Raw genomic sequence first — 17,275 nt, forward strand, 5'->3', positions numbered from 1 at the left:
GCATGAACGAGGCGCAAATCACCGAGATCTTCATTCGGGCGGCAGAAGCAGACAAGAAGCTGCCTAACACCGCCCGCCCATCAGGTCTCAAGGCCATGAACAACGGCTATGTGCACGACACGGCGGATATAAACGGTTGGTTTTCCGAGGACAAGCGGGACGCGAACTGGGCATGGCTCGACCCGAAGAACCTGCGGAACACCACGAACGACATGGGCATATGGCAAGCTGCCATGGAGATGATCAAGCTCGTCTCCAACGAGAAGCAGCGTCGGGCGCTCTGGGCTTGGTCCCGATCGGAAGCCGGTGGCAAGTCCTTCGCCAAGTGGTGCCGACAGGAAGAAGGCATCAGCAGACAGCTCGGAGATTGGCGGAAATCAGCGGCAATCGAATGTATTTTGCGAGCTTTCGACCGCAAGCCATTGCAGCATAACCAAAACACGCCAGAACCGGACTTTACAAACACCCATCAAATCGGGGATAAAAGGGACATAATCGGAGTTTGGCGCCCAGACGAAAGCAAGCCGGTTTGCGGGTTCGATGCAGACCTTCGGGACTTCAGCTGGGCAGACGAACAGAACGAACGTCGGAGACAACGCGAGGCCAAGCGTAAACAGGCCGCATAGATAAGCGGGTATCATCGAGGCGATGCACCGGCCTTCCAAGCCGCTAAGGTGAGTTCAACTCTCACTGCCCGCTCCAATCATTCAAGAACCCGTCCTGTAAATCTGCAGGGCGGGTTCATTCGTTTCAGGAGAGAGTGATGGTTGATGAGTGCCCAAACCGCACCAAGCCTAAGACGTGGTATGGCCGTTTTGCGCATTGGCTGATCATCTGGATCTACGTTCTCGGCAACCGCGTGTTCGTCTCAAGAGACGGACTATGACAGACTGGTCCACCATCTCCGACGACGAGTTCGTCGAGGAAGCCCAGCGCCGCGTCAACCAAGGCCAGTGGTCGCCGGATCGATTCATGAGCCAATCCCAGTGCGATGATAGAGCCAAGCTTCGCGTTCTGGTCGGAGCCATCATCGGCATGCGAGTCAACATCATCCGCGCAACCGGGTCCTGCCCAGAATGGCTGCAGTCCCTCGCATCCAAGTGCGATGAACTAGACGGCATCTACGGCAATCCGCTCCCAGAGCGCGCGTATGCGATCAACACGACGTTCGTCGGAAAAGAGACCGCATTCCAGGATCATTCGCCTAAGGCGGCGTAGAGCCCGAGGCAGGATGAAGTGCCCCGGGCTACCAGCTTGGTTAAGGTAGGTCTCTCAGCTTTTCAAAGCTGGCAGTGACCGGCTGACCAGCAATCATGAACTGGACAGGCCTACCATCTCCAAATCCCGACGGGATGGAGAAAGGGACATCCAGTGGGTGATTTGCCGGTAGGGTGGCGCCGGTGACGAGTTGGGTTGACGCAGGCGCTTTGATCATGACGGTCCCGCTCAGGGTGCCGTCGGAAGCTTCTGTGTAATGTCCGTCGTATCGGATGTTGGCTACGTCGACACCAGCGATGATCCCATTGCCAATGTAAACGCCTAGCCCTCCCGTCATGGCGGCTTGGTATTGTACGATATAAAAAGCTGCAGACATGTAGTTCTCCTTCTCAAGTTGCACCCAGAAACTCCTACACTTGATCGAATCCATCAAGCGGCGTTCTGCTGGCGACGACTTAACCACAGCTATCCACAGCCCGTTTGATTTCGGGCGGGAAAATCAATTGGAATTCAAATGAAGGCTGGACAACGCGGAGGCAAGCGTGAAGGCGCCGGACGGCCTCAAGGAGCTGCGTCAAGGGCAACGAAGGCACACAAGGCCACGCTGTCCGATCTCGCGCGTGAGCACACCTCTGTGGCGCTGAAGGCCTTGGTCGATATCGCCAAAAAGGGGGAGAGCGAAAGCGCACGGGTTGCCGCTGCCAACGCTCTCCTCGATCGCGCCTATGGAAAGGCGAAACAATCGCATGAGCACTCCGGTCCCGGTGGCGCTCCAATCTCAACGGTCGATCTGACCAACGTGAGCGCAGATGACCTCGACCGCCTCGAAGCTCTCTTCGGTCCGCTTGCCGGTGGACCCGGCGACGATGATGAAAGCGATCAGAGCGGAGAAGGCGAGGCGTCAAGCTGAAGCGGAGCGGGAACGGGTCACCAAGGATGCGGAGCGCATACGGGCGCGCTGCCAGACCCTGGCTGGCTTCGTTCGTGAAGCATGGCATGTTGTGGAGCCTAGCTCGACATTCGTCCACGGCTGGCATCTGGACGCGATCTGCGACCATCTGGAAGCGATAACGGATGGCCGGATCAACCGGCTGCTGATCAACGTCCCACCGGGGACAATGAAGTCGCTGCTGACATCGGTCTTGTGGCCGGCGTGGGAATGGGGCCCGATGGGGCGCCCGTCTCTCCGGTATCTGACGACCAGCTATGCGGAGAAGTACGTCAAGCGCGACAGCCGCCGTATGCGCGATCTGGTGCAGTCGGAGTGGTATCGGGCTCTATGGCCTGAGGTCGAGCTTGTCAGGGCCGGGGAAAGCTCCTTCTCCAACACCAAGACCGGGTTTCGTGAAGGCGTCCCCTTCGCCAGCCTGACGGGTGGCCGCGGCGATCGGGTGATCATCGATGACCCGCACTCGACAGAGACGGCGGAGTCCGAGGCAGAAAGAACAAACACGGCACGCATCTTCCGGGAGAGTGTGCCAACCCGGTTGAACGACCCTATCCGGTCGGCGATCATCGTCATCATGCAGCGCCTTCACGAGGAAGATGTCTCCGGGCAGATACTCAAGCTGGGGCTGGGCTACACGCATCTGATGCTCCCGATGGAGTTTGAGCCTGACAGGGCTTGCTCGACTGGCATCGGGTTCACCGACCCACGCACGGAAGACGGTGAGCTTCTATTCCCGGCTCGCTTCCCTCGGGAGGTGGTCGAGCGCGATAAGATCCCGATGGGCTCCTATGCGGTCGCCGGCCAGCTGCAGCAGCGACCTGCCCCTCGATCGGGGGGTATGTTCCAGCGTGGTGACTTCGAGGTCGTCGATGCGGTTCCGGCCGGCGCCATCAGGTGCAGGGCTTGGGACTTCGCGGCAACGCAGCCGAAGCCAGGCAAGCAGCCAGATTGGACGGTAGGGCTTAAGATGGCCTTCCATGCTGGAACCTTCTACATCGAGAACGTGATCCGCGATCGCTGGTCTCCGGCCGATGTAGAGCGCAACCTTAAGAGCACGGCCAGCCAAGACGGCTTGGATGTCCGGATCAGGATGCCGGAAGACCCAGGCGCCGCCGGCAAGTCCGATGCGGCCACGAAGATCAAGCTGCTCAGCGGCTACAACGTCAAGGCAATCCGGCCCACCGGTGAGAAGTCGGTGAGAGCCAAGCCAGCATCTGCCCAGGCGGAAGCGGGCAATGTGAAACTGATCCGCGGCAGATGGAACGATACTTTCCTCGATGAGGTCTGCTCGTTCCCGAACGCCCAACACGATGACCAGGTCGACGCCTTCGCCGATGCTCTCAATGAGCTGGCGCTGGGCTCCACCTTCACTCTCGACAACATCTGAGGACCGCGATGATCAACGACAGCCTGACCAGTCTCGTGTCCCGCATGGGCACCGAGCGGGATAAGGCCGCGACGGTCTTCTACACGCACCCGACGATGACTGATGAGCAGGCACTTGCCGCCTATCGGGGCTCATGGCTCCCGCGCAAGATCGTCGACATCCCGGCTTTGGACAGCTGCCGCAAATGGCGCGACTGGCAGGCCAAAGCGATCGACATCGAGCTGATCGAGGCGGAAGAGATCCGGCTGAACTACAAGGGCAAGGTGCTCGACGCGCTGACGAAGGCGCGCCTGTTCGGAGGCTCTGCGATCTTTATCGGTACTGGTGATGCCAACCCGGCTGAACCGCTTGATCTGAGCAAGGTGGGCAAGGCTGGCCTGAAGTACCTCACCGTGCTGTCTCGCCGCGACATGACGGCTGGCCCGATCGAGCAGGACGTGACAAGCCCGTATCATGGCAAGCCATCCTACTACGAGGTGACTGGCGCCAACGTGATGGTGCGAATCCATCCGTCGCGTCTGATCCTGTTCGTGGGAGCGCGCCAGCCCGACAGCCTGATGACGTTCAATGCGCTGGATGGATGGGGCGACAGCGTCCTCACCGCAACGCTCGATGCCATCAAGAACGCTGACAGCACGGCCGGCAACATCGCATCGCTTGTGTTCGAGGCGAAGGTCGACGTGATCCGCATCCCGAACTTCATGGCCTCGCTCGGCGACGAGCGGTACAAGGCGAAGATCATCGAGCGCTACACGCTGGCCAACATGTCGAAGGGCATCAACGGCACGCTGCTCCTCGACAAGGAAGAGGAATACGAGACCAAGGGCGCGCAGCTCGCAGGTCTGACCGACATCCTCATGGCATTCATGCAGATCGTCTCTGGCGCTGCTGATATCCCGGTTACGCGCCTGCTTGGTCAGTCGCCGGCGGGCATGAGCGCGACCGGCACCTCGGACATGAAGAACTACCACGACCGGATCCAGTCGATCCAGGAGCTGGAGATCTCGCCGGCGCTTCAGATCGCTGATGAGTGCCTGATCCGGTCAGCCCTCGGTTCTCGCCCTGCGGAAGTCCATTCGGTCTGGGCGCCGCTCGAGCAGATGAGCGAGAAGGAGCGGGCCGATATCTTCAAGCTTACTGCAGACGCTGCTCGCCAGCTGGTCGGAAGCGGGACGGGGCAGGAGATCATCGTTCGAGACGCTGTGTCGCGCGCCTTGGTCAATCGCCTCGTCGAGGATGGCGTACTGCCAGGGCTTGAGGATGCAGTCGACGAATTTGGTGAGATCGGCGAGCAAGAGCCATCGGAGGCCGAGCTTGCCGCTTCAGCAGCAGCGCAACAGCCGAACGCCAACAACGTGGTGCGGATGCAGCAGGCAGCGAACGACGCCGCTCCACGGACGCTCTACGTCCGCCGCGACGTCATCAACCGGGCCGACATCGTCAAGTGGGCCGAAGGGCAGGGGTTCACGGATGTCGTGCCGGATCTCCATGTCACGATTGCCTATAGCAAGACGCCTGTCGATTGGTTTGAAATGGGCGAAAGCTGGTCGCCTCGGCTTGAAATCGGTCCCGGCGGACCGCGTCAGATGGAAGGGTTTGGCGACGATGGGAAATATAAAGTTCTGCTGATCACCGCATCGGAACTCGTGTGGCGCCATCGCGCTATGGTCGAGGCTGGGGCAACATGGGACTGGCCTGATTATCAGCCGCATATCAGCATCCAGGTCGGCGGCGACGTCGATCTGTCGAAGGTCGAGCCCTATCGGGGCAAGATCGTGCTGGGGCCGGAGATCTTCGAAGAGCTTAAGGAGGACTGATCGTGTCGGCCGAACCTATCCCCGGAACAGACGTCGTCAGCTACCGCAGTTCAGACGGTCGTCCGCGCGAGGCTGATCTTGTCGTTGCAGTTGGCCCCGATGGCCAGCCCACCGGCGCGATCCAGATCACGGCGCGCCCGGTGCGCACGCGGTGGGGAATGTCAGTAGCAGGATCATGGGACATCGTTCCAGCCGACGCGAACCGGACCGGGCTGACGATTCGGAACGACAGCGACACCAAGATGTACTTCCGCACCGATGGTGAGGCAGGCGACGGCATTGGCTACCCGATGGACGCAGGCCGCGGCTATTCGTTCGAAGCGCTCGGCATGCTGCCAGAGGGCGCCGTAAGCGTATGGTGTGGCTCGGCCGGCAAGCGATGGGCCGCGCTCTACTCGACGACTGGTGAGGCTTACGATGCCTGAGACCATTCCACCACAGGAGCCCATGATCGTTCGCATGCCGATCGTTCGCCTCGTGCAGGATGGTCAGCGGACAGTGTTCCAGGTCGTCGGGTCTACGATCGTCCCGCCGGCATCAATGAACGGCTCCTTCATGGGTCCGAACGGGTACGTCTCCGATATCTCGGAAGCCGTTGACGTCCGCGGCCCTGCAGGCGGATCGGCTGCCGGAACGCAAGGGCCAAAGGGCGATCCGGGCATCGACGGCAAGGACGCCTTCACCATCTGGCTTGAGCAAGGGCATTCCGGCTCGCGCGCCGCGTTCCTTGCTTCGCTCAAGGGACAGCAAGGCGATCAAGGCACACAGGGATTGAAGGGCGACAAGGGAGATACCGGTGATACTGGTCTGCGAGGCGAACAAGGCCCATCTGGCGCTGTTGGTCCTGCTGGTCCGACAGGAGCCAAGGGAGATACAGGTTCTATCGGAGCCGCAGGCTCCAAAGGTGACACCGGAGCTACTGGCCAGAATGGAGCTACGGGACCCGCCGGCGCGAAAGGTGATACCGGCGCTGCAGGAGCACAGGGGCCGCAAGGTCTCAAGGGCGACACTGGCGCGCAGGGGGTAAAGGGCGAATACCGGCGCATCTGGCGCCACTCTCGTCGGGCCGGTCGTCGTAGGCCAAACAGCAGCCATCGCAATCGCTCTTGGGATTAGAGAGATCACCGTCTCGCTCGCCGGCACAGTCGTTGGAGAGCGCTACATCGCATTCGCCCGCAGCTACCGGCTCAACGGTGCCGCGGCAGTCGCCGGACGTCCGCCCGGCTACACCATCCTCGACTGCGCCTGCAATGTTGCCGGCCAGATCACAGTCTCGCTGAACGCGCCTCTTCTGGCCATCGGCAGCTCATACGCCATCACGACCGACATCGTGAAGGTCAACGCCTCGTAAGGGGGATATCATGCAATTCACCGATTCAGTCACGCTGTCTGGCACCCGCCGGACTGGCGACGGATACCTTGTTGCCGAGGCTCGATCGGTTCGCACTGGCATCCAGCTTTACTCCGGCGATGAAGTCGGCAAGCCCGACATGCCGGTGGTTCGCGTCTACCGTCCAGCAGAACAGGTCTTCGCGCAGGACAGCCTTCAGAGCTTCACCCATGCGCCGGTGACCATGAACCATCCAGCCGAAGCCGTGAACGACGGTAACTGGAAGGACCTAGCAGTCGGAGAAGTCAGCACGGCGGCCAAGAAGGACGGCGAATGGGTGCACCTGCCGCTGATCCTGAAGGATCGCGTGGCTATCGCAGCGGTCGAGAGCGGCAAGCGCGAGCTATCAGCCGGCTATACCTGCGAACTGGTGTGGGGCGACGGCATGACTCCTGAAGGCGAGCCTTTCAACGCCACCCAGACCAACATCAAGATCAACCACCTGGCAATCGTAGATCGCGGCCGGGCCGGTTCAATGGCTCGCATTGGCGACAGTGCGACATCGTGGGGCGCTTCGCCCTTTGTTGAAGATGGAACGAAAGGAAAAAGGTCAATGACGACCCGAACCATCATTGTTGACGGACTGTCGGTCGACTTGACCGATAAGGATGCCCAGATCGTGCAGCGCGCGCTCGACGGCTTCACCAAGCAGCTCGCCGACCTGCAGTCTGCAGCCGGTGAACACAAGGCCACGATCGCTGCGAAGGATACCGAAATCGGTACTCTCAAGGTCGATCTGAAAAAGGCTCAGGATTCCGCGCTGAAGCCGGAAGATCTCGACCGCATGGTTGCAGACCGCGCCGCTCTCGTTGAGGTCGTCAAGACGATCGACAGCAAGATCGAAATCAAGGGCAACGATGCAGACCTTCGTCGCGCCGCAGTCAAGGCCAAGCTCGGTGACGAGATGGTCAAGGATGCCTCCGACGCGGAAGTGTCAGGCATGTTCAAGGCGATCGCCAAGGACGTGAAGACCGCCGACCCATTCGCCGCTGTCCTCAAGGATGGCATCACCCAGACCAGCGATTACCGGACGGCTTCTGAAAAGGCCCGCCAGGAGCGCGACAATTCCCTTCGCGATGGTTGGAAGACCGTCGAGAACGCGGCGTAACAAGGAGGATCGGCAATGGCCGTCTATCAGAGCACATACGACGCCGTCCGTCCTGTCGGTTCTGCCGGCATGATCGCCAACGGCGAAACCAGCAACCGAATTTCGCGCACGGTCGAAGATGCAACGGCGATCGGCTTCGGCAAGCCTGTCTTCCGTGGCACTGGAGACCATGGCGTCACCGCTACGCCTTCGGCTGCCCTCATGGGTATCACGATCGCAAACTACGCTGCCCCAGCAGTAGCCGCCACTGGCGTCCAGGCGGACGCTTACCCGCAACTCTCGACCGCCGGCATCCTCACGCAGGGTGTCATCTGGGTACAGTCGAGCGTAGCCGTCGCTGATGGCGATCAGGCTTACGTGACCTCGGCTGGTGTCATCACCAACGTGTCAACCTCGAACACCATCCTTACCGGCTGGTTCTTCCAGGACACTCTCAGCGCTGCCGGTCTTACCCGGCTGGCGAAGCGCTAAGGAGGCGCCACCATGCAGAAGATTGATTTCACCGACGCACAGGCCGCGCTCGGCTTCGTGATGCCGGCCTTCTACAACATCGAGCAGACGGTCTACAAACGCCGCTACCCATCGTTCGACTATGCGTCCCTGATCCCGGTGATCACGGAAGGCAGCGAATGGGCACGCGGCACTCTGTTCCGTTCGTCCGATGCTGCAGGCAAGGCCGAGTTCCTGAGCGGAAAGGGCTTCGATATGCCCTATGCCGACGTCACCCGCGATCAGTTCCTCAAGGGCTTCGAGCTGGCCGGTATCGGCTACGAGTGGTCGCTTGAAGAGCTTCAGGTTGCGGCTCTTGAAGGACGCCAGCTCGGCTCCGAGAAGGGCGAGGCTGCCCGCGCAATCGCAGAGCAGTTCCTCTGGCAGACGGCCATGACTGGCCAGACCGAAAAGGGCTGGACCGGTCTTGTCAACGACGCGACGGTTCCCGCAGCCTTGGCCGCGGCGACCGGCACAGGATCCACGACGACCTGGTCGACCAAGACCCCCGAGCAGATCCTCGTCGACATCAACTCGGCGATCGAAGGCATCGTTACCTCCACGCAGGAAGTCGAGATGGCTGACACCATCCTTCTCCCCTTCGCTCGGTTCAATGCCATCGCAACCCGTCCGATCGGCAATGGCGCCGATAAGACGATTGCGACCTTCCTGCGCGAAAACAACACCTATACGTCCGAAACCGGCCGCCCGCTCACGATCCGCACCCTGCGTGCGCTCAATACGGCAGGCGCTGGCGGTACTGCGCGCATGGTGGCCTACCGTCGCGATCCGGAAGTCGTTCGCTTCCATCTGCCGATGCCTCACCGGTTCCTGCCTCCTTTCCAGAAGTCTTCGATGACTTGGGAAGTGGCCGGCATCCTGCGCACCGGCGGCACTGAAATCCGCCTGCCCAAGGCCGTCAGCTATATCGACGGCGTGTAAGGAGAGATCGACATGACCAAGGTCACCAATATTTCTCCGGGTCCGCGCGGCCTTCATGCCAAAGACGGTCTCGTTTTCGTCGACCCCTACCAGGTATGGGAAGGCGAGATTGACGATTCCGCGCTGAAGTCTGCGCTCGATACCGGCTGGTTCACCAAGGGTGAGAAGAAAGCCCCAGGCGACGAAGGTGATAGCGAAGAGGTTGTTGGCCTCAAGCGGGATCTCGCCGCTCGTGACCAGCAGATCGCCGAACTACGCATGAAGCTGGAAGTCTCGGATACCGAGATCGCTAAGCTCAAGGGGAAGCGGGCGTTAGCGACGACCGTGACGAGCTGAAAAAGCAGGCCACGGAACTCGGCATCGAGCACCCGGCCAACGTCAAGACCGAGAAGCTGAAAGAGCTGATCGACGCCAAGCTGGCTGAATAACCACTGACCCCGGCGGGCAACTGCCGGGGGTTCCCACCTTTAGGAGATCGACATGGCCGGATACGGTGACAAGAACGCAGCACAGGCTTACTGGACTGCCGCCGGCTATGTCGTTCCCGATGGGGCGACCGATGCCCAGATAACCTCAGCGCTTCAGCGTGGCTCTCTGGTGATCGATCGGTATGAGCACAAGTTCCCCGGTCGCCGCACCGGTGGCTTTGCCCAAGAACGGGCTTGGCCTCGCACGGGCGCCAGCACCTACTATGGTGAGGCGATCCCGGAAGCAGACATCCCGGCCGCGATCGTCAACGCGAGTTTCGAAGCCGCCTTCCTCGAACTGACCAACCCGGGCAGCCTTTCGCCGGTCATCACCGGATCTTCCACCGTCAAGCGGGAGAAGGTTGGGCAGATCGAAATCGAATACAGTTCAAGCTCGACCATGAGCTTCGAGGACATGATCAAGCTCGCCACGCCGTTCGTGTTGACCATCGAGGGCATGCTCTGGATGTTCTTCGTTCCATGCCTGCCGGCGATCTTGGTCGTCTGATGGCAAACCCTCTCTACGCCCGCCTGCAGGCAACTGCCGCTCGCTTGATCAAGGCATACGGCCAGACTGGTACCGTGACGCGCATCGTTGAGCCTGATCCCAGTGTCGGAGGCGACCCTACAGAAACCGCGTACACGGCCACGCTCGTGCCAATGGCGTACAATGCCCGCGAGATAGACGGCACGGTCATCAAGACCGGCGACATGCAGATCTACATTTCTGCCGTTGGGCTGGCGATTACGCCCGGGCCCGGTGATTACGCCACGGCGAACGGCAATACCTACCGCATCATCAACTCAGATCCGAACCTCTACGACGGCCAGACGCCGGTCGTTCACATCGTCCAAGGGAGAATAGCATGAGCGAGACCGTTAAAGTCGAAACCCTGATGAAGCACGGCGCCAACAAGGTAGGCGACACCTATGAGGTCTCCGACAAGCAGGCCCAGGCGCTGACTGCGATCGGCCTTGTGAAGCCGGCCAACCAGACTGCGGCCAAGGCTGTCGAGAAGGTGGGTAAGCCTGAATAATGGCCACCCTAAGCCAGCAACTCGAAGACCTGATCGACCGCCTCTCTCCAGAGATGGAGCGGTTGTTCAACGAGGCTATCGCCCGCATCAAGGATGAAACGGTCGTAGCGCGGGTTATCGAGGCGCTGGAGCGGCGTGACGTCGATGGAGCTGTCGAGGCTCTCCGGATAGATAGCGAAGCGTTCTCGCCTCTCAAGGAGGCATTGAGGCAGGCCTTCAACCAAGGCGGCATTCTGACCGTTGGAGATCTGCCCCGTCTGTTCGACCCGATGGGCGCCCGCGTGCTCGTCCGCTGGGACGTTTCGAACCAGAGGGCCGAAGCGATCATCCGGAACTCAGCCGCTCAGATGGTCACGGGCATCCTCTCCACCACTGAAGCCGCCGTTCGCCGAACCATCCTTTCCGGCTACGAGCAGGGCAAGGGGCCGAAGGCCATCGGCATCGATATTGTCGGACGCATCGATCGCGTAACCAATCGACGCGTTGGCGGGATGCTAGGCGCCACGTTCGACCAGATCGAGTACGTCGAGAAGGCCCGTTCGATCCTGTCCGACCCGGAGCGTCTTCGCGAGTTCCTCGTCAAGGATCGCGTAACCGGAGAATGGAAACTTCGTTGGACTGCCGCGGGCAAGCCAGCCATCAGGACGGTGCTGAAGGCGATCAACGAAGGTAAGGCTCTAACCCCGGACCAGATCAAGAAGATCACCGGCGACATGACGAACCGCTACGTCAAGCAACGCGGCGAAACCATCGGGCGGACGGAAACTCTCATGGCGGTCACGGCTGCCAAGCATGAGGCTTATCTGCAGGCCCTGAATAAGGCCGGTCGCGATGAAAGCCTCGTCACCCGCCGGTGGCGCGCTGTAGGGGATCGCAAGACCCGGCATTCGCATATGATCCTGAATGGGCAGACGCTGCAGGGCATGGACACACCATTCATGGCGGAGAACGGCGACCAGTTGCGTTTTCCGGGAGACCGGTCGCTTGGCGCTGGTGCCGCGTCTGTCGTGAATTGCCGCTGTGACTGCGCGTATAGCTTTGATTTCGCGGAATTGTATGCCCGCAGCAGGGGGCGGTAATGGCCGGGTTCGCAGCGACCATATCGGAATGGGGGCAAAGCGAACTCGACCGGATGCTCGCAATCTTTCAGACATCGGCTGAGATGGTCTTCAACGACATGACGGAGCCTGGCGGGCGGGTGCCGCGTATCACCGGAAACCTTGCACGGTCTGCTATTGCTTCGGATCAGGCAATGCCCACCATCAAGGAAGGGCAGGAAGAGTTCCCCGATCGGTCAGGCGAGAGCATCGGAGTCATCTTTGGCACGACGCTAGGGGCAACCGTATACATCGGATTTCAGGCTGCCTACTCGGCACGCGTCAATTTTGGATTTGTCGGAACGGACAGTCTCGGCAGGGTCTACAACCAAACAGGCCGCGCGTTCATCGAAGCGGCCCAGCAGGATTGGACACAGACGGTCGCTAGAGCTGAGGCGGCTGTTCGCGGTCGGTTTGAGCGAGGCTAGGGCCTTCCGACAGAGATAGAAGCGCAGTCTGCATGATCGCAAGATCGCGGATCGCCATTGAGAGCACGTCTTGAGCGTGCTTCGTCATCACCACCTTGTCGACCAGCAGAAGCTGCGCCTCGTGAAGGAGGTCGTATACGTCTCTGTCTGTAAGCGGTTTAGCGGCCATTGGAGACGCATAGCATGGCCGATACGCCGGAGAAAACCATCTATCAGGCGCTTCTTGCCGGTGTTCAGGCAATTGCCTTGCCGACAGGTTGGGAGAAGGCTCTGCCAGGCGCGAGCTACACGCCGACCGCGACCAGCCGCTTCGTCTCGTTCGAGATCCACTTCAACACCTCGATCGAGACCGACCTCTCGCTTGAGATGGACCCGATCAGGCAAGGCTTTGTCCGCGGCAACGTCATGCTGCCAAAGGGCAGGGCGATCGTCGACGGTTACGAGGTCGCCGGTTTGGTCAGAGCCGCCCTCAAGCGCGGGACCAAGCTGTACCGTGATCCAGTGCAGGTGCGGTTCGATCAGGACCCCGCTCTGGCGAACCTCATGACGCCGGAGACGCATCACCAGATCCCGGTGACCGCATTCTGGCGATCTTATCCATCAGTTCCGGCCTGATTGGCCTGCCGCATCAAGCACCTTCGGCAAGTGCAATCAGTGATGAAAGGAAACTACCATGCAGCTCTACCCTGTGGCAGGAGCCAAGTTCTACGTTGGGCCAGCAGTCAATCTTGTTCCCGATGATACGGACATCACCGTCGCCAACTTCGCCACCGACACCTATCTTGAGGTCAAGGGCTGGCAGACGATGGGATCGTTTGGTGATACATCTGCCCTCATCACCGAGCAGGTGATTTCGCAGCAGCGCGATGTAAAGGGCAAGGGCACCCGCAACGCGGGGTCGATGGCCAACAACTTCCTTGTGCTCCCGACTGATGCCGGCCAGTTGGCAATGATTGCTGCAGCCCAGACGGACTACAACTACAAATTCAAGTTGCTGATGGATGATGCGGCTCCGGCGCTTCTGTCGGTCGTCACAATGACCATCGCTACGCCGGGCGTTATCTCATGGGCTAACCACGGGCTTGTCGCTGGCACACCTGTAAAATTCAGCACTACCGGTGCCCTTCCGACTGGTTTGACCGCCGGCACGACCTACTACGTCGTGAACCCGACTACTAGCGCGTTCAGCGTTGCGGCTACACCCGGCGGTTCGGCGATAGCAACGAGCGGAACTCAGTCCGGCGTCCACACTGCAATCACAGCCCCAACTGGGACGATCAAATACTTTTACGGGATCGTAATGAGTTCGAATGAGCAGGGGGGCGGGGCCAATACAAGTCGCGTCATGGCGTGCGTGACTGAAATCAACAGCGCGATCATCACAGTTCCGGCGGTGGGCTAACACATGGCAAAACAGACTGAAGAAGCCGCGGTATTGCCCAGCGGAAGCACCATCAACCTCGACCGCTTCGAAGCCCTGATCGAAGCGCAGGAAGCCGGCAAGGAGTTCGAGCTGGTCGACGAAAACGGTAAGCCGATCGGCATGAAAATCGGGCTCGTCGGCCCCGACAGCCAGAGGTCTCAGGACGCGCAGCGCTCGGTGGCGGAGGAGTTCTCCAAGCGCGCCGAAGATCGGGCGATGGCAGGCGAAGCAACACCGAAGGACGAGGGCGACCAGCGCATGGCTGCCTATCTCGCCAAGGTTGCCACACACTGGACGCCAGAGCCATCTTTCGGCGGTCAGGCTGTTCCATTCACGGAAGAGAACGTCCGCAACTTTTTCGTCAAGTTCCGCATCTTCCGTGAGCAGATGGAGGCGCGGGCGGTATGGCGCGCCCCTTTCGCGCCAAGCTCGTCGAGCGGCTCTGCGAGCTGATCGAGGAACAACAAGCCGGCAAGAAAATAAGCGTCCCGCCAGCCGGGGAGCAGCTTTGGTACTGGTTCAGGGAACTGGACACTCAACGACAGGGCAACGGGTACGGACTGAACGCGCTCGGCTTTCGCGAGATCAAAGCGTGGGCCGACCTGCGGGAGATAAAGCTCCTTCCGTGGCAGTTGGACGGCTTGATCGCTCTCGACCTCAAGAGGCGCGCCGTCGCGGCAACGTCCAAGGACGACAAGCCTAAGGAAGAAGTTTCCATCCGCCCGCTGACGTCCCGTCTCTTCGATGCGCTTTTCCCTGGAAGGACTTGATCTATGACAACTGCCGCTCTGGGCTTTAAAATTGACAGCTCCCAGGCTCCTGCAGCTGCGGTAGATCTGGAAAAGCTCTATGCGGCTGCCGTCAAAATCGAGGGTGCTGTTGATGATCTTGAGACGTCGGCGCGCGGGCTTAACACAGCTCTTTCGCAGACGGGGCAGGGAGCGCAAAGGGTAACGCAGCCGGTCGAGCAGATCGGCCGCGTGATGCAGCAGCAGGATCAGCACGTCCAGTCTTTCCGCATGGAGCTTGAACGCCTGACGGCCAAGTATCAGCCGCTTTCGCAAGCCACGCGCCAGTACGAGGTATCTGTTGGCGAGATCAACCGCGCGCATCAGCTCGGCATCATCAGCGCCCAGCAGATGCAGAAGGCGCTCGATTCCGAACGCTTGGCCTATGACAGGCTAAAGCAGTCGGCGCAGAGTGCTGGGCAGGCGGTCCAGGCAGCCAACCAGAACCAAGGCCCATCGGGCGCTCAGCGCGCGGCCGGCGTCAACGCTGGTTATCAGTTTCAGGATATCGCTGTCACCGCGGCGATGGGCATGAGCCCGCTGATGATCGGCTTGCAGCAGGGCACGCAGCTTGCGTCTGTTGTCGGCTCGATGGAGCGTCCGGTCGCTGGCCTCGCTGCCGCGTTCACTTCGCTCATTAGCCCGGTCTCTCTCGTCACGATAGGCTTGACCGCAGGTGTCGCGGCGCTGATCCAGTATTTCACCTCGGCAGACGAGGGCTCGGAGAAGTTCGAGCAGAAGTTCGCCAAGCAGGCAGAACTCATCGCAACCGTCGCGGCCCGTTGGGGTGACGCCTACCCGGCGCTCAAGGCCTATTCCGACCAGTTGCAGACTACTGCCGATCAGGCGGAACTTGTTGCTGGACAGAACGCCGCCGTTGAACTGCGTTACAAGCAGATGGGCGAAGCCCTGAATGGCCTCATCTCGATCGCTCCGCAGGTATCGAAAAGCCTTCGGGACATCACCTCGCCCGAAGGCGCGCAGGCCGCGATTGCCTACGAGCAGGCGATCTCCGACATGCGCAAGGCGCTGGAAGGCGGGAAAGACCCATCAGAAGCCTTTGGCCGTGCCACACAGGCTCTGTCGACCATCATCACTGAAAGCGGCAATGAAGCGCTCCGCAAGTATGGTGAGCAGTTCGATGTCCTCGCCGGCAAGATGGGTGAGGCAACTCGCCAAGCCGAACAGTTCCGCATGCAGATGCCAGATCTCGGCACGCTGCAGGGACCATGGTCTGAAAATGGCCAACTGTTCTTCCCCGAGCAGTTCACGCCAACAAACCCGGGCGTGCCGACAAGCCGGCCGAAGATCGAGCTTGAGGGCATGCCGGGTGGCGGCGAAGCGCCGACGATCGTCAACTCCGATGGACAGCTTGTTTCAGTCCCAGTCCCCGGCCAGAAGCCGAACTATTTCGAGCGCGAGAACAGCCTGCCTAAGTCTGCTACCGGCATGGGGTCAGGTCGCACGCCTTACTGGTCGCGCGAAGTCCTCGACGAAGAGCAGCGGCGCGCGGCGCTTGGCGGTCTGTTCAAAGGCTTCATCACCGATTTCGGCGATGCGCTGCGCAACAACTCGGGCGATCTCGGCAAAGCCCTGATGCAAGGTCTCAGCAGCGCGGCCATGAACGCCGCCTCGCAGGCCTTCGAGAAGTTCGCCAACCTTGGCGCCAACATGCTGGTGAACGCTGTCCTTGGGCAGCCCAGCGCAGGCCTGATGAACAAGGGCATCGGCTTCAGCGGCGCGAACACCACGCTTGGTCAGATCCTTGGCGCAGGCGGCGGCATGAACGCGAATGACAACACTGCCGGCGGCTTCACTGGCCTTGGCAGTTCGCCCGTCACTCGCATGCCTCTTGGCGATATCGGTTCCTACGCAAAAGCGATCCAGTCGATCGAGAGCGGCGGCAACTATAAAGCCCTCGGTCCTGTAACGCGCAGTGGCGACCGGGCATATGGCGCCTATCAGATGATGGGCAACAATATCGGCCCATGGTCTAAAGAAACGCTCGGCAGGTCGGTCAGCGCGGACGAGTTCCTGCAGAACCCTTCGATGCAGGACCAGATTTTCCAGAAAAAGTTCGGCGGCTATGTCGACAAGTTCGGCCCGTCTGGCGCTGCTCAGGCATGGTTCGGCGGGCCTGGGTCTGTCGGCAAGGGCGGGGCTGGCGCAGACATCCTTGGCACTACCGGGGCGTCGTACGTCGACAAATTCAACTCTGCGCTCGGCGATGCGTCAAAGAACGTTGGCCAGTTTGGCAATGGCCTCGGCAAGATCGGTGAAAGCCTTTCGACAAGCATGTTCCCGGCGGCTCCATCCGCGCCGGCGGCTGGGGGCGGCGGCTGGCTGTCGTCGCTCGGTGGTCTATTCGGTGGCGGCGGGCAGAACCTGTCCAAGTATGTCGGGCTCACTGGCTTGTTCGCTGATGGAACGAACAACGCGCCGGCCGGCTACGCCCTCGTTGGCGAAGAGGGTCCGGAGCTCGTGAAGTTCCGGGGTGGCGAGCAGGTCCACACGAACACGAAGAGCCGCGACATGATGCGGGATGGCAGCGGTCGCTCCGGCGGCAACCAGCGCCCGCAGCTCATTGTCAACGTCCAGGGCGGAAGCGGTGACAACCACATCCGCGAGCTTGCCCGTCAAGGCGCGCAAGAGGCCGTCTACCAGTACAACGAAGGCCAGATTAACGGCGGCTTCGGTGACAACCAGAAGAAATACGCATCGAGGGTTGGCTGATC

Annotated in this window: 23 protein-coding genes and 1 tRNA gene; 23 read left to right on the forward strand and 1 reads right to left on the reverse strand. The window is 60.7% G+C overall.

Annotated features, from left to right (window positions below):
• Positions 1 to 2 precede the first annotated feature (2 nt).
• The 4 genes from ACQY1P_RS12850 (at position 3) to ACQY1P_RS12865 (ending at position 1,218) form a co-directional block, all read left to right on the forward strand.
• Positions 3 to 626, forward strand: a complete 624-nt coding sequence (locus ACQY1P_RS12850) for a hypothetical protein (RefSeq protein ID WP_430256532.1) — start codon at positions 3 to 5, stop codon at positions 624 to 626.
• 4 nt (positions 627 to 630) lie between these two features.
• Positions 631 to 702 (forward strand) — tRNA-OTHER (locus ACQY1P_RS12855).
• Between the two features lie 61 nt (positions 703 to 763).
• Positions 764 to 886 (forward strand): hypothetical protein, encoded by a 123-nt coding sequence (locus tag ACQY1P_RS12860; protein WP_430256533.1) that lies wholly within the window; start codon positions 764 to 766, stop codon positions 884 to 886.
• Entirely contained in the window at positions 883 to 1,218 is a 336-nt protein-coding gene (locus tag ACQY1P_RS12865) for a hypothetical protein (RefSeq protein ID WP_430256534.1), read from the forward strand. The genes ACQY1P_RS12860 and ACQY1P_RS12865 overlap by 4 nt, the downstream gene beginning before the upstream one ends.
• Before the next feature lie 40 nt (positions 1,219 to 1,258).
• Here the strand turns inward: ACQY1P_RS12865 and ACQY1P_RS12870 are convergent, their stop codons facing one another.
• Complete coding sequence (locus ACQY1P_RS12870; protein WP_430256535.1) at positions 1,259 to 1,618, reverse strand: hypothetical protein; 360 nt, start codon at positions 1,616 to 1,618, stop codon at positions 1,259 to 1,261.
• Positions 1,619 to 1,732: 114 nt separating this feature from the next.
• On the opposite strand from ACQY1P_RS12870, the gene ACQY1P_RS12875 reads away from it, so the two are divergent.
• From ACQY1P_RS12875 to ACQY1P_RS12965, 19 genes are all read left to right on the forward strand, one after another.
• Positions 1,733 to 2,128: a hypothetical protein gene (locus ACQY1P_RS12875; protein ID WP_430256536.1), complete on the forward strand. Its 396-nt coding sequence runs from the start codon at positions 1,733 to 1,735 to the stop codon at positions 2,126 to 2,128.
• Positions 2,028 to 3,554 carry a phage terminase large subunit gene (gene terL / locus ACQY1P_RS12880; RefSeq protein WP_430256537.1) on the forward strand — a complete coding sequence of 509 codons (1,527 nt, stop codon included), beginning with the start codon at positions 2,028 to 2,030 and terminating at the stop codon, positions 3,552 to 3,554. The genes ACQY1P_RS12875 and terL overlap by 101 nt, the downstream gene beginning before the upstream one ends.
• 8 nt (positions 3,555 to 3,562) lie before the next feature.
• Complete coding sequence (locus ACQY1P_RS12885; protein WP_430256538.1) at positions 3,563 to 5,371, forward strand: anti-CBASS protein Acb1 family protein; 1,809 nt, start codon at positions 3,563 to 3,565, stop codon at positions 5,369 to 5,371.
• 2 nt (positions 5,372 to 5,373) lie between these two features.
• A complete protein-coding gene (locus tag ACQY1P_RS12890; RefSeq protein ID WP_430256539.1) occupies positions 5,374 to 5,796 on the forward strand; it encodes a hypothetical protein in 423 nt (140 codons plus the stop codon).
• The gene (locus tag ACQY1P_RS12895; RefSeq protein WP_430256540.1) at positions 5,789 to 6,487 is read left to right on the forward strand and encodes a hypothetical protein; all 699 of its coding nucleotides are present in this window, start codon (positions 5,789 to 5,791) and stop codon (positions 6,485 to 6,487) included. The genes ACQY1P_RS12890 and ACQY1P_RS12895 overlap by 8 nt, the downstream gene beginning before the upstream one ends.
• 245 nt (positions 6,488 to 6,732) lie before the next feature.
• Positions 6,733 to 7,869 (forward strand): DUF2213 domain-containing protein, encoded by a 1,137-nt coding sequence (locus tag ACQY1P_RS12900; protein ID WP_430256541.1) that lies wholly within the window; start codon positions 6,733 to 6,735, stop codon positions 7,867 to 7,869.
• 15 nt (positions 7,870 to 7,884) lie between these two features.
• The gene (locus ACQY1P_RS12905; RefSeq protein WP_430256542.1) at positions 7,885 to 8,340 is read left to right on the forward strand and encodes a structural cement protein Gp24; all 456 of its coding nucleotides are present in this window, start codon (positions 7,885 to 7,887) and stop codon (positions 8,338 to 8,340) included.
• 12 nt (positions 8,341 to 8,352) lie between these two features.
• A complete protein-coding gene (locus tag ACQY1P_RS12910) occupies positions 8,353 to 9,300 on the forward strand; it encodes a DUF2184 domain-containing protein (RefSeq protein ID WP_430256543.1) in 948 nt (315 codons plus the stop codon).
• Between the two features lie 12 nt (positions 9,301 to 9,312).
• The gene (locus ACQY1P_RS12915; RefSeq protein ID WP_430256544.1) at positions 9,313 to 9,636 is read left to right on the forward strand and encodes a hypothetical protein; all 324 of its coding nucleotides are present in this window, start codon (positions 9,313 to 9,315) and stop codon (positions 9,634 to 9,636) included.
• A 144-nt stretch (positions 9,637 to 9,780) separates the two neighbouring features.
• A complete protein-coding gene (locus ACQY1P_RS12920; RefSeq protein WP_430256545.1) occupies positions 9,781 to 10,275 on the forward strand; it encodes a DnaT-like ssDNA-binding protein in 495 nt (164 codons plus the stop codon).
• Entirely contained in the window at positions 10,275 to 10,637 is a 363-nt protein-coding gene (locus ACQY1P_RS12925; RefSeq protein ID WP_430256546.1) for a hypothetical protein, read from the forward strand. Before ACQY1P_RS12920 ends, ACQY1P_RS12925 begins: the two co-directional genes overlap by 1 nt.
• The gene (locus ACQY1P_RS12930) at positions 10,634 to 10,804 is read left to right on the forward strand and encodes a hypothetical protein (protein ID WP_430256547.1); all 171 of its coding nucleotides are present in this window, start codon (positions 10,634 to 10,636) and stop codon (positions 10,802 to 10,804) included. The genes ACQY1P_RS12925 and ACQY1P_RS12930 overlap by 4 nt, the downstream gene beginning before the upstream one ends.
• On the forward strand, positions 10,804 to 11,883 hold the full coding sequence (locus ACQY1P_RS12935) for a phage minor head protein (RefSeq protein WP_430256548.1): 1,080 nt from the start codon (positions 10,804 to 10,806) through the stop codon (positions 11,881 to 11,883). Before ACQY1P_RS12930 ends, ACQY1P_RS12935 begins: the two co-directional genes overlap by 1 nt.
• A complete protein-coding gene (locus ACQY1P_RS12940) occupies positions 11,883 to 12,329 on the forward strand; it encodes a hypothetical protein (protein ID WP_430256549.1) in 447 nt (148 codons plus the stop codon). The genes ACQY1P_RS12935 and ACQY1P_RS12940 overlap by 1 nt, the downstream gene beginning before the upstream one ends.
• Before the next feature lie 183 nt (positions 12,330 to 12,512).
• Positions 12,513 to 12,944 (forward strand): phage tail terminator-like protein, encoded by a 432-nt coding sequence (locus ACQY1P_RS12945; RefSeq protein ID WP_430256550.1) that lies wholly within the window; start codon positions 12,513 to 12,515, stop codon positions 12,942 to 12,944.
• Positions 12,945 to 13,002: 58 nt separating this feature from the next.
• Positions 13,003 to 13,731: a hypothetical protein gene (locus ACQY1P_RS12950; RefSeq protein ID WP_430256551.1), complete on the forward strand. Its 729-nt coding sequence runs from the start codon at positions 13,003 to 13,005 to the stop codon at positions 13,729 to 13,731.
• A 3-nt stretch (positions 13,732 to 13,734) separates the two neighbouring features.
• Positions 13,735 to 14,205, forward strand: coding sequence for a hypothetical protein (locus ACQY1P_RS12955; protein WP_430256552.1), 471 nt, complete (start codon positions 13,735 to 13,737; stop codon positions 14,203 to 14,205).
• Entirely contained in the window at positions 14,157 to 14,522 is a 366-nt protein-coding gene (locus tag ACQY1P_RS12960) for a phage tail assembly chaperone (RefSeq protein ID WP_430256553.1), read from the forward strand. Before ACQY1P_RS12955 ends, ACQY1P_RS12960 begins: the two co-directional genes overlap by 49 nt.
• Positions 14,523 to 14,525: 3 nt before the next feature.
• Positions 14,526 to 17,273, forward strand: a complete 2,748-nt coding sequence (locus ACQY1P_RS12965; protein WP_430256554.1) for a phage tail length tape measure family protein — start codon at positions 14,526 to 14,528, stop codon at positions 17,271 to 17,273.
• Positions 17,274 to 17,275: the final 2 nt, after the last annotated feature.

The sequence above is a fragment of the Neorhizobium sp. DAR64872/K0K18 genome, assembly GCF_050500175.1.
GTDB lineage: Bacteria > Pseudomonadota > Alphaproteobacteria > Rhizobiales > Rhizobiaceae > Neorhizobium > Neorhizobium soli.

Excerpts from the sequence above, each read along its gene's own strand:
- ACQY1P_RS12850 (WP_430256532.1), top strand. The coding sequence starts at position 3 with ATGAACGAGGCGCAAATCACCGAGATCTTCATTCGGGCGGCAGAAGCA.
- ACQY1P_RS12860 (WP_430256533.1), top strand. The coding sequence starts at position 764 with ATGGTTGATGAGTGCCCAAACCGCACCAAGCCTAAGACGTGGTATGGC.
- ACQY1P_RS12865 (WP_430256534.1), top strand. The coding sequence starts at position 883 with ATGACAGACTGGTCCACCATCTCCGACGACGAGTTCGTCGAGGAAGCC.
- ACQY1P_RS12875 (WP_430256536.1), top strand. The coding sequence starts at position 1,733 with ATGAAGGCTGGACAACGCGGAGGCAAGCGTGAAGGCGCCGGACGGCCT.
- terL (WP_430256537.1), top strand. The coding sequence starts at position 2,028 with ATGACCTCGACCGCCTCGAAGCTCTCTTCGGTCCGCTTGCCGGTGGAC.
- ACQY1P_RS12885 (WP_430256538.1), top strand. The coding sequence starts at position 3,563 with ATGATCAACGACAGCCTGACCAGTCTCGTGTCCCGCATGGGCACCGAG.
- ACQY1P_RS12895 (WP_430256540.1), top strand. The coding sequence starts at position 5,789 with ATGCCTGAGACCATTCCACCACAGGAGCCCATGATCGTTCGCATGCCG.
- ACQY1P_RS12900 (WP_430256541.1), top strand. The coding sequence starts at position 6,733 with ATGCAATTCACCGATTCAGTCACGCTGTCTGGCACCCGCCGGACTGGC.
- ACQY1P_RS12905 (WP_430256542.1), top strand. The coding sequence starts at position 7,885 with ATGGCCGTCTATCAGAGCACATACGACGCCGTCCGTCCTGTCGGTTCT.
- ACQY1P_RS12910 (WP_430256543.1), top strand. The coding sequence starts at position 8,353 with ATGCAGAAGATTGATTTCACCGACGCACAGGCCGCGCTCGGCTTCGTG.
- ACQY1P_RS12915 (WP_430256544.1), top strand. The coding sequence starts at position 9,313 with ATGACCAAGGTCACCAATATTTCTCCGGGTCCGCGCGGCCTTCATGCC.
- ACQY1P_RS12920 (WP_430256545.1), top strand. The coding sequence starts at position 9,781 with ATGGCCGGATACGGTGACAAGAACGCAGCACAGGCTTACTGGACTGCC.
- ACQY1P_RS12925 (WP_430256546.1), top strand. The coding sequence starts at position 10,275 with ATGGCAAACCCTCTCTACGCCCGCCTGCAGGCAACTGCCGCTCGCTTG.
- ACQY1P_RS12930 (WP_430256547.1), top strand. The coding sequence starts at position 10,634 with ATGAGCGAGACCGTTAAAGTCGAAACCCTGATGAAGCACGGCGCCAAC.
- ACQY1P_RS12935 (WP_430256548.1), top strand. The coding sequence starts at position 10,804 with ATGGCCACCCTAAGCCAGCAACTCGAAGACCTGATCGACCGCCTCTCT.
- ACQY1P_RS12940 (WP_430256549.1), top strand. The coding sequence starts at position 11,883 with ATGGCCGGGTTCGCAGCGACCATATCGGAATGGGGGCAAAGCGAACTC.
- ACQY1P_RS12945 (WP_430256550.1), top strand. The coding sequence starts at position 12,513 with ATGGCCGATACGCCGGAGAAAACCATCTATCAGGCGCTTCTTGCCGGT.
- ACQY1P_RS12950 (WP_430256551.1), top strand. The coding sequence starts at position 13,003 with ATGCAGCTCTACCCTGTGGCAGGAGCCAAGTTCTACGTTGGGCCAGCA.
- ACQY1P_RS12955 (WP_430256552.1), top strand. The coding sequence starts at position 13,735 with ATGGCAAAACAGACTGAAGAAGCCGCGGTATTGCCCAGCGGAAGCACC.
- ACQY1P_RS12960 (WP_430256553.1), top strand. The coding sequence starts at position 14,157 with ATGGCGCGCCCCTTTCGCGCCAAGCTCGTCGAGCGGCTCTGCGAGCTG.
- ACQY1P_RS12965 (WP_430256554.1), top strand. The coding sequence starts at position 14,526 with ATGACAACTGCCGCTCTGGGCTTTAAAATTGACAGCTCCCAGGCTCCT.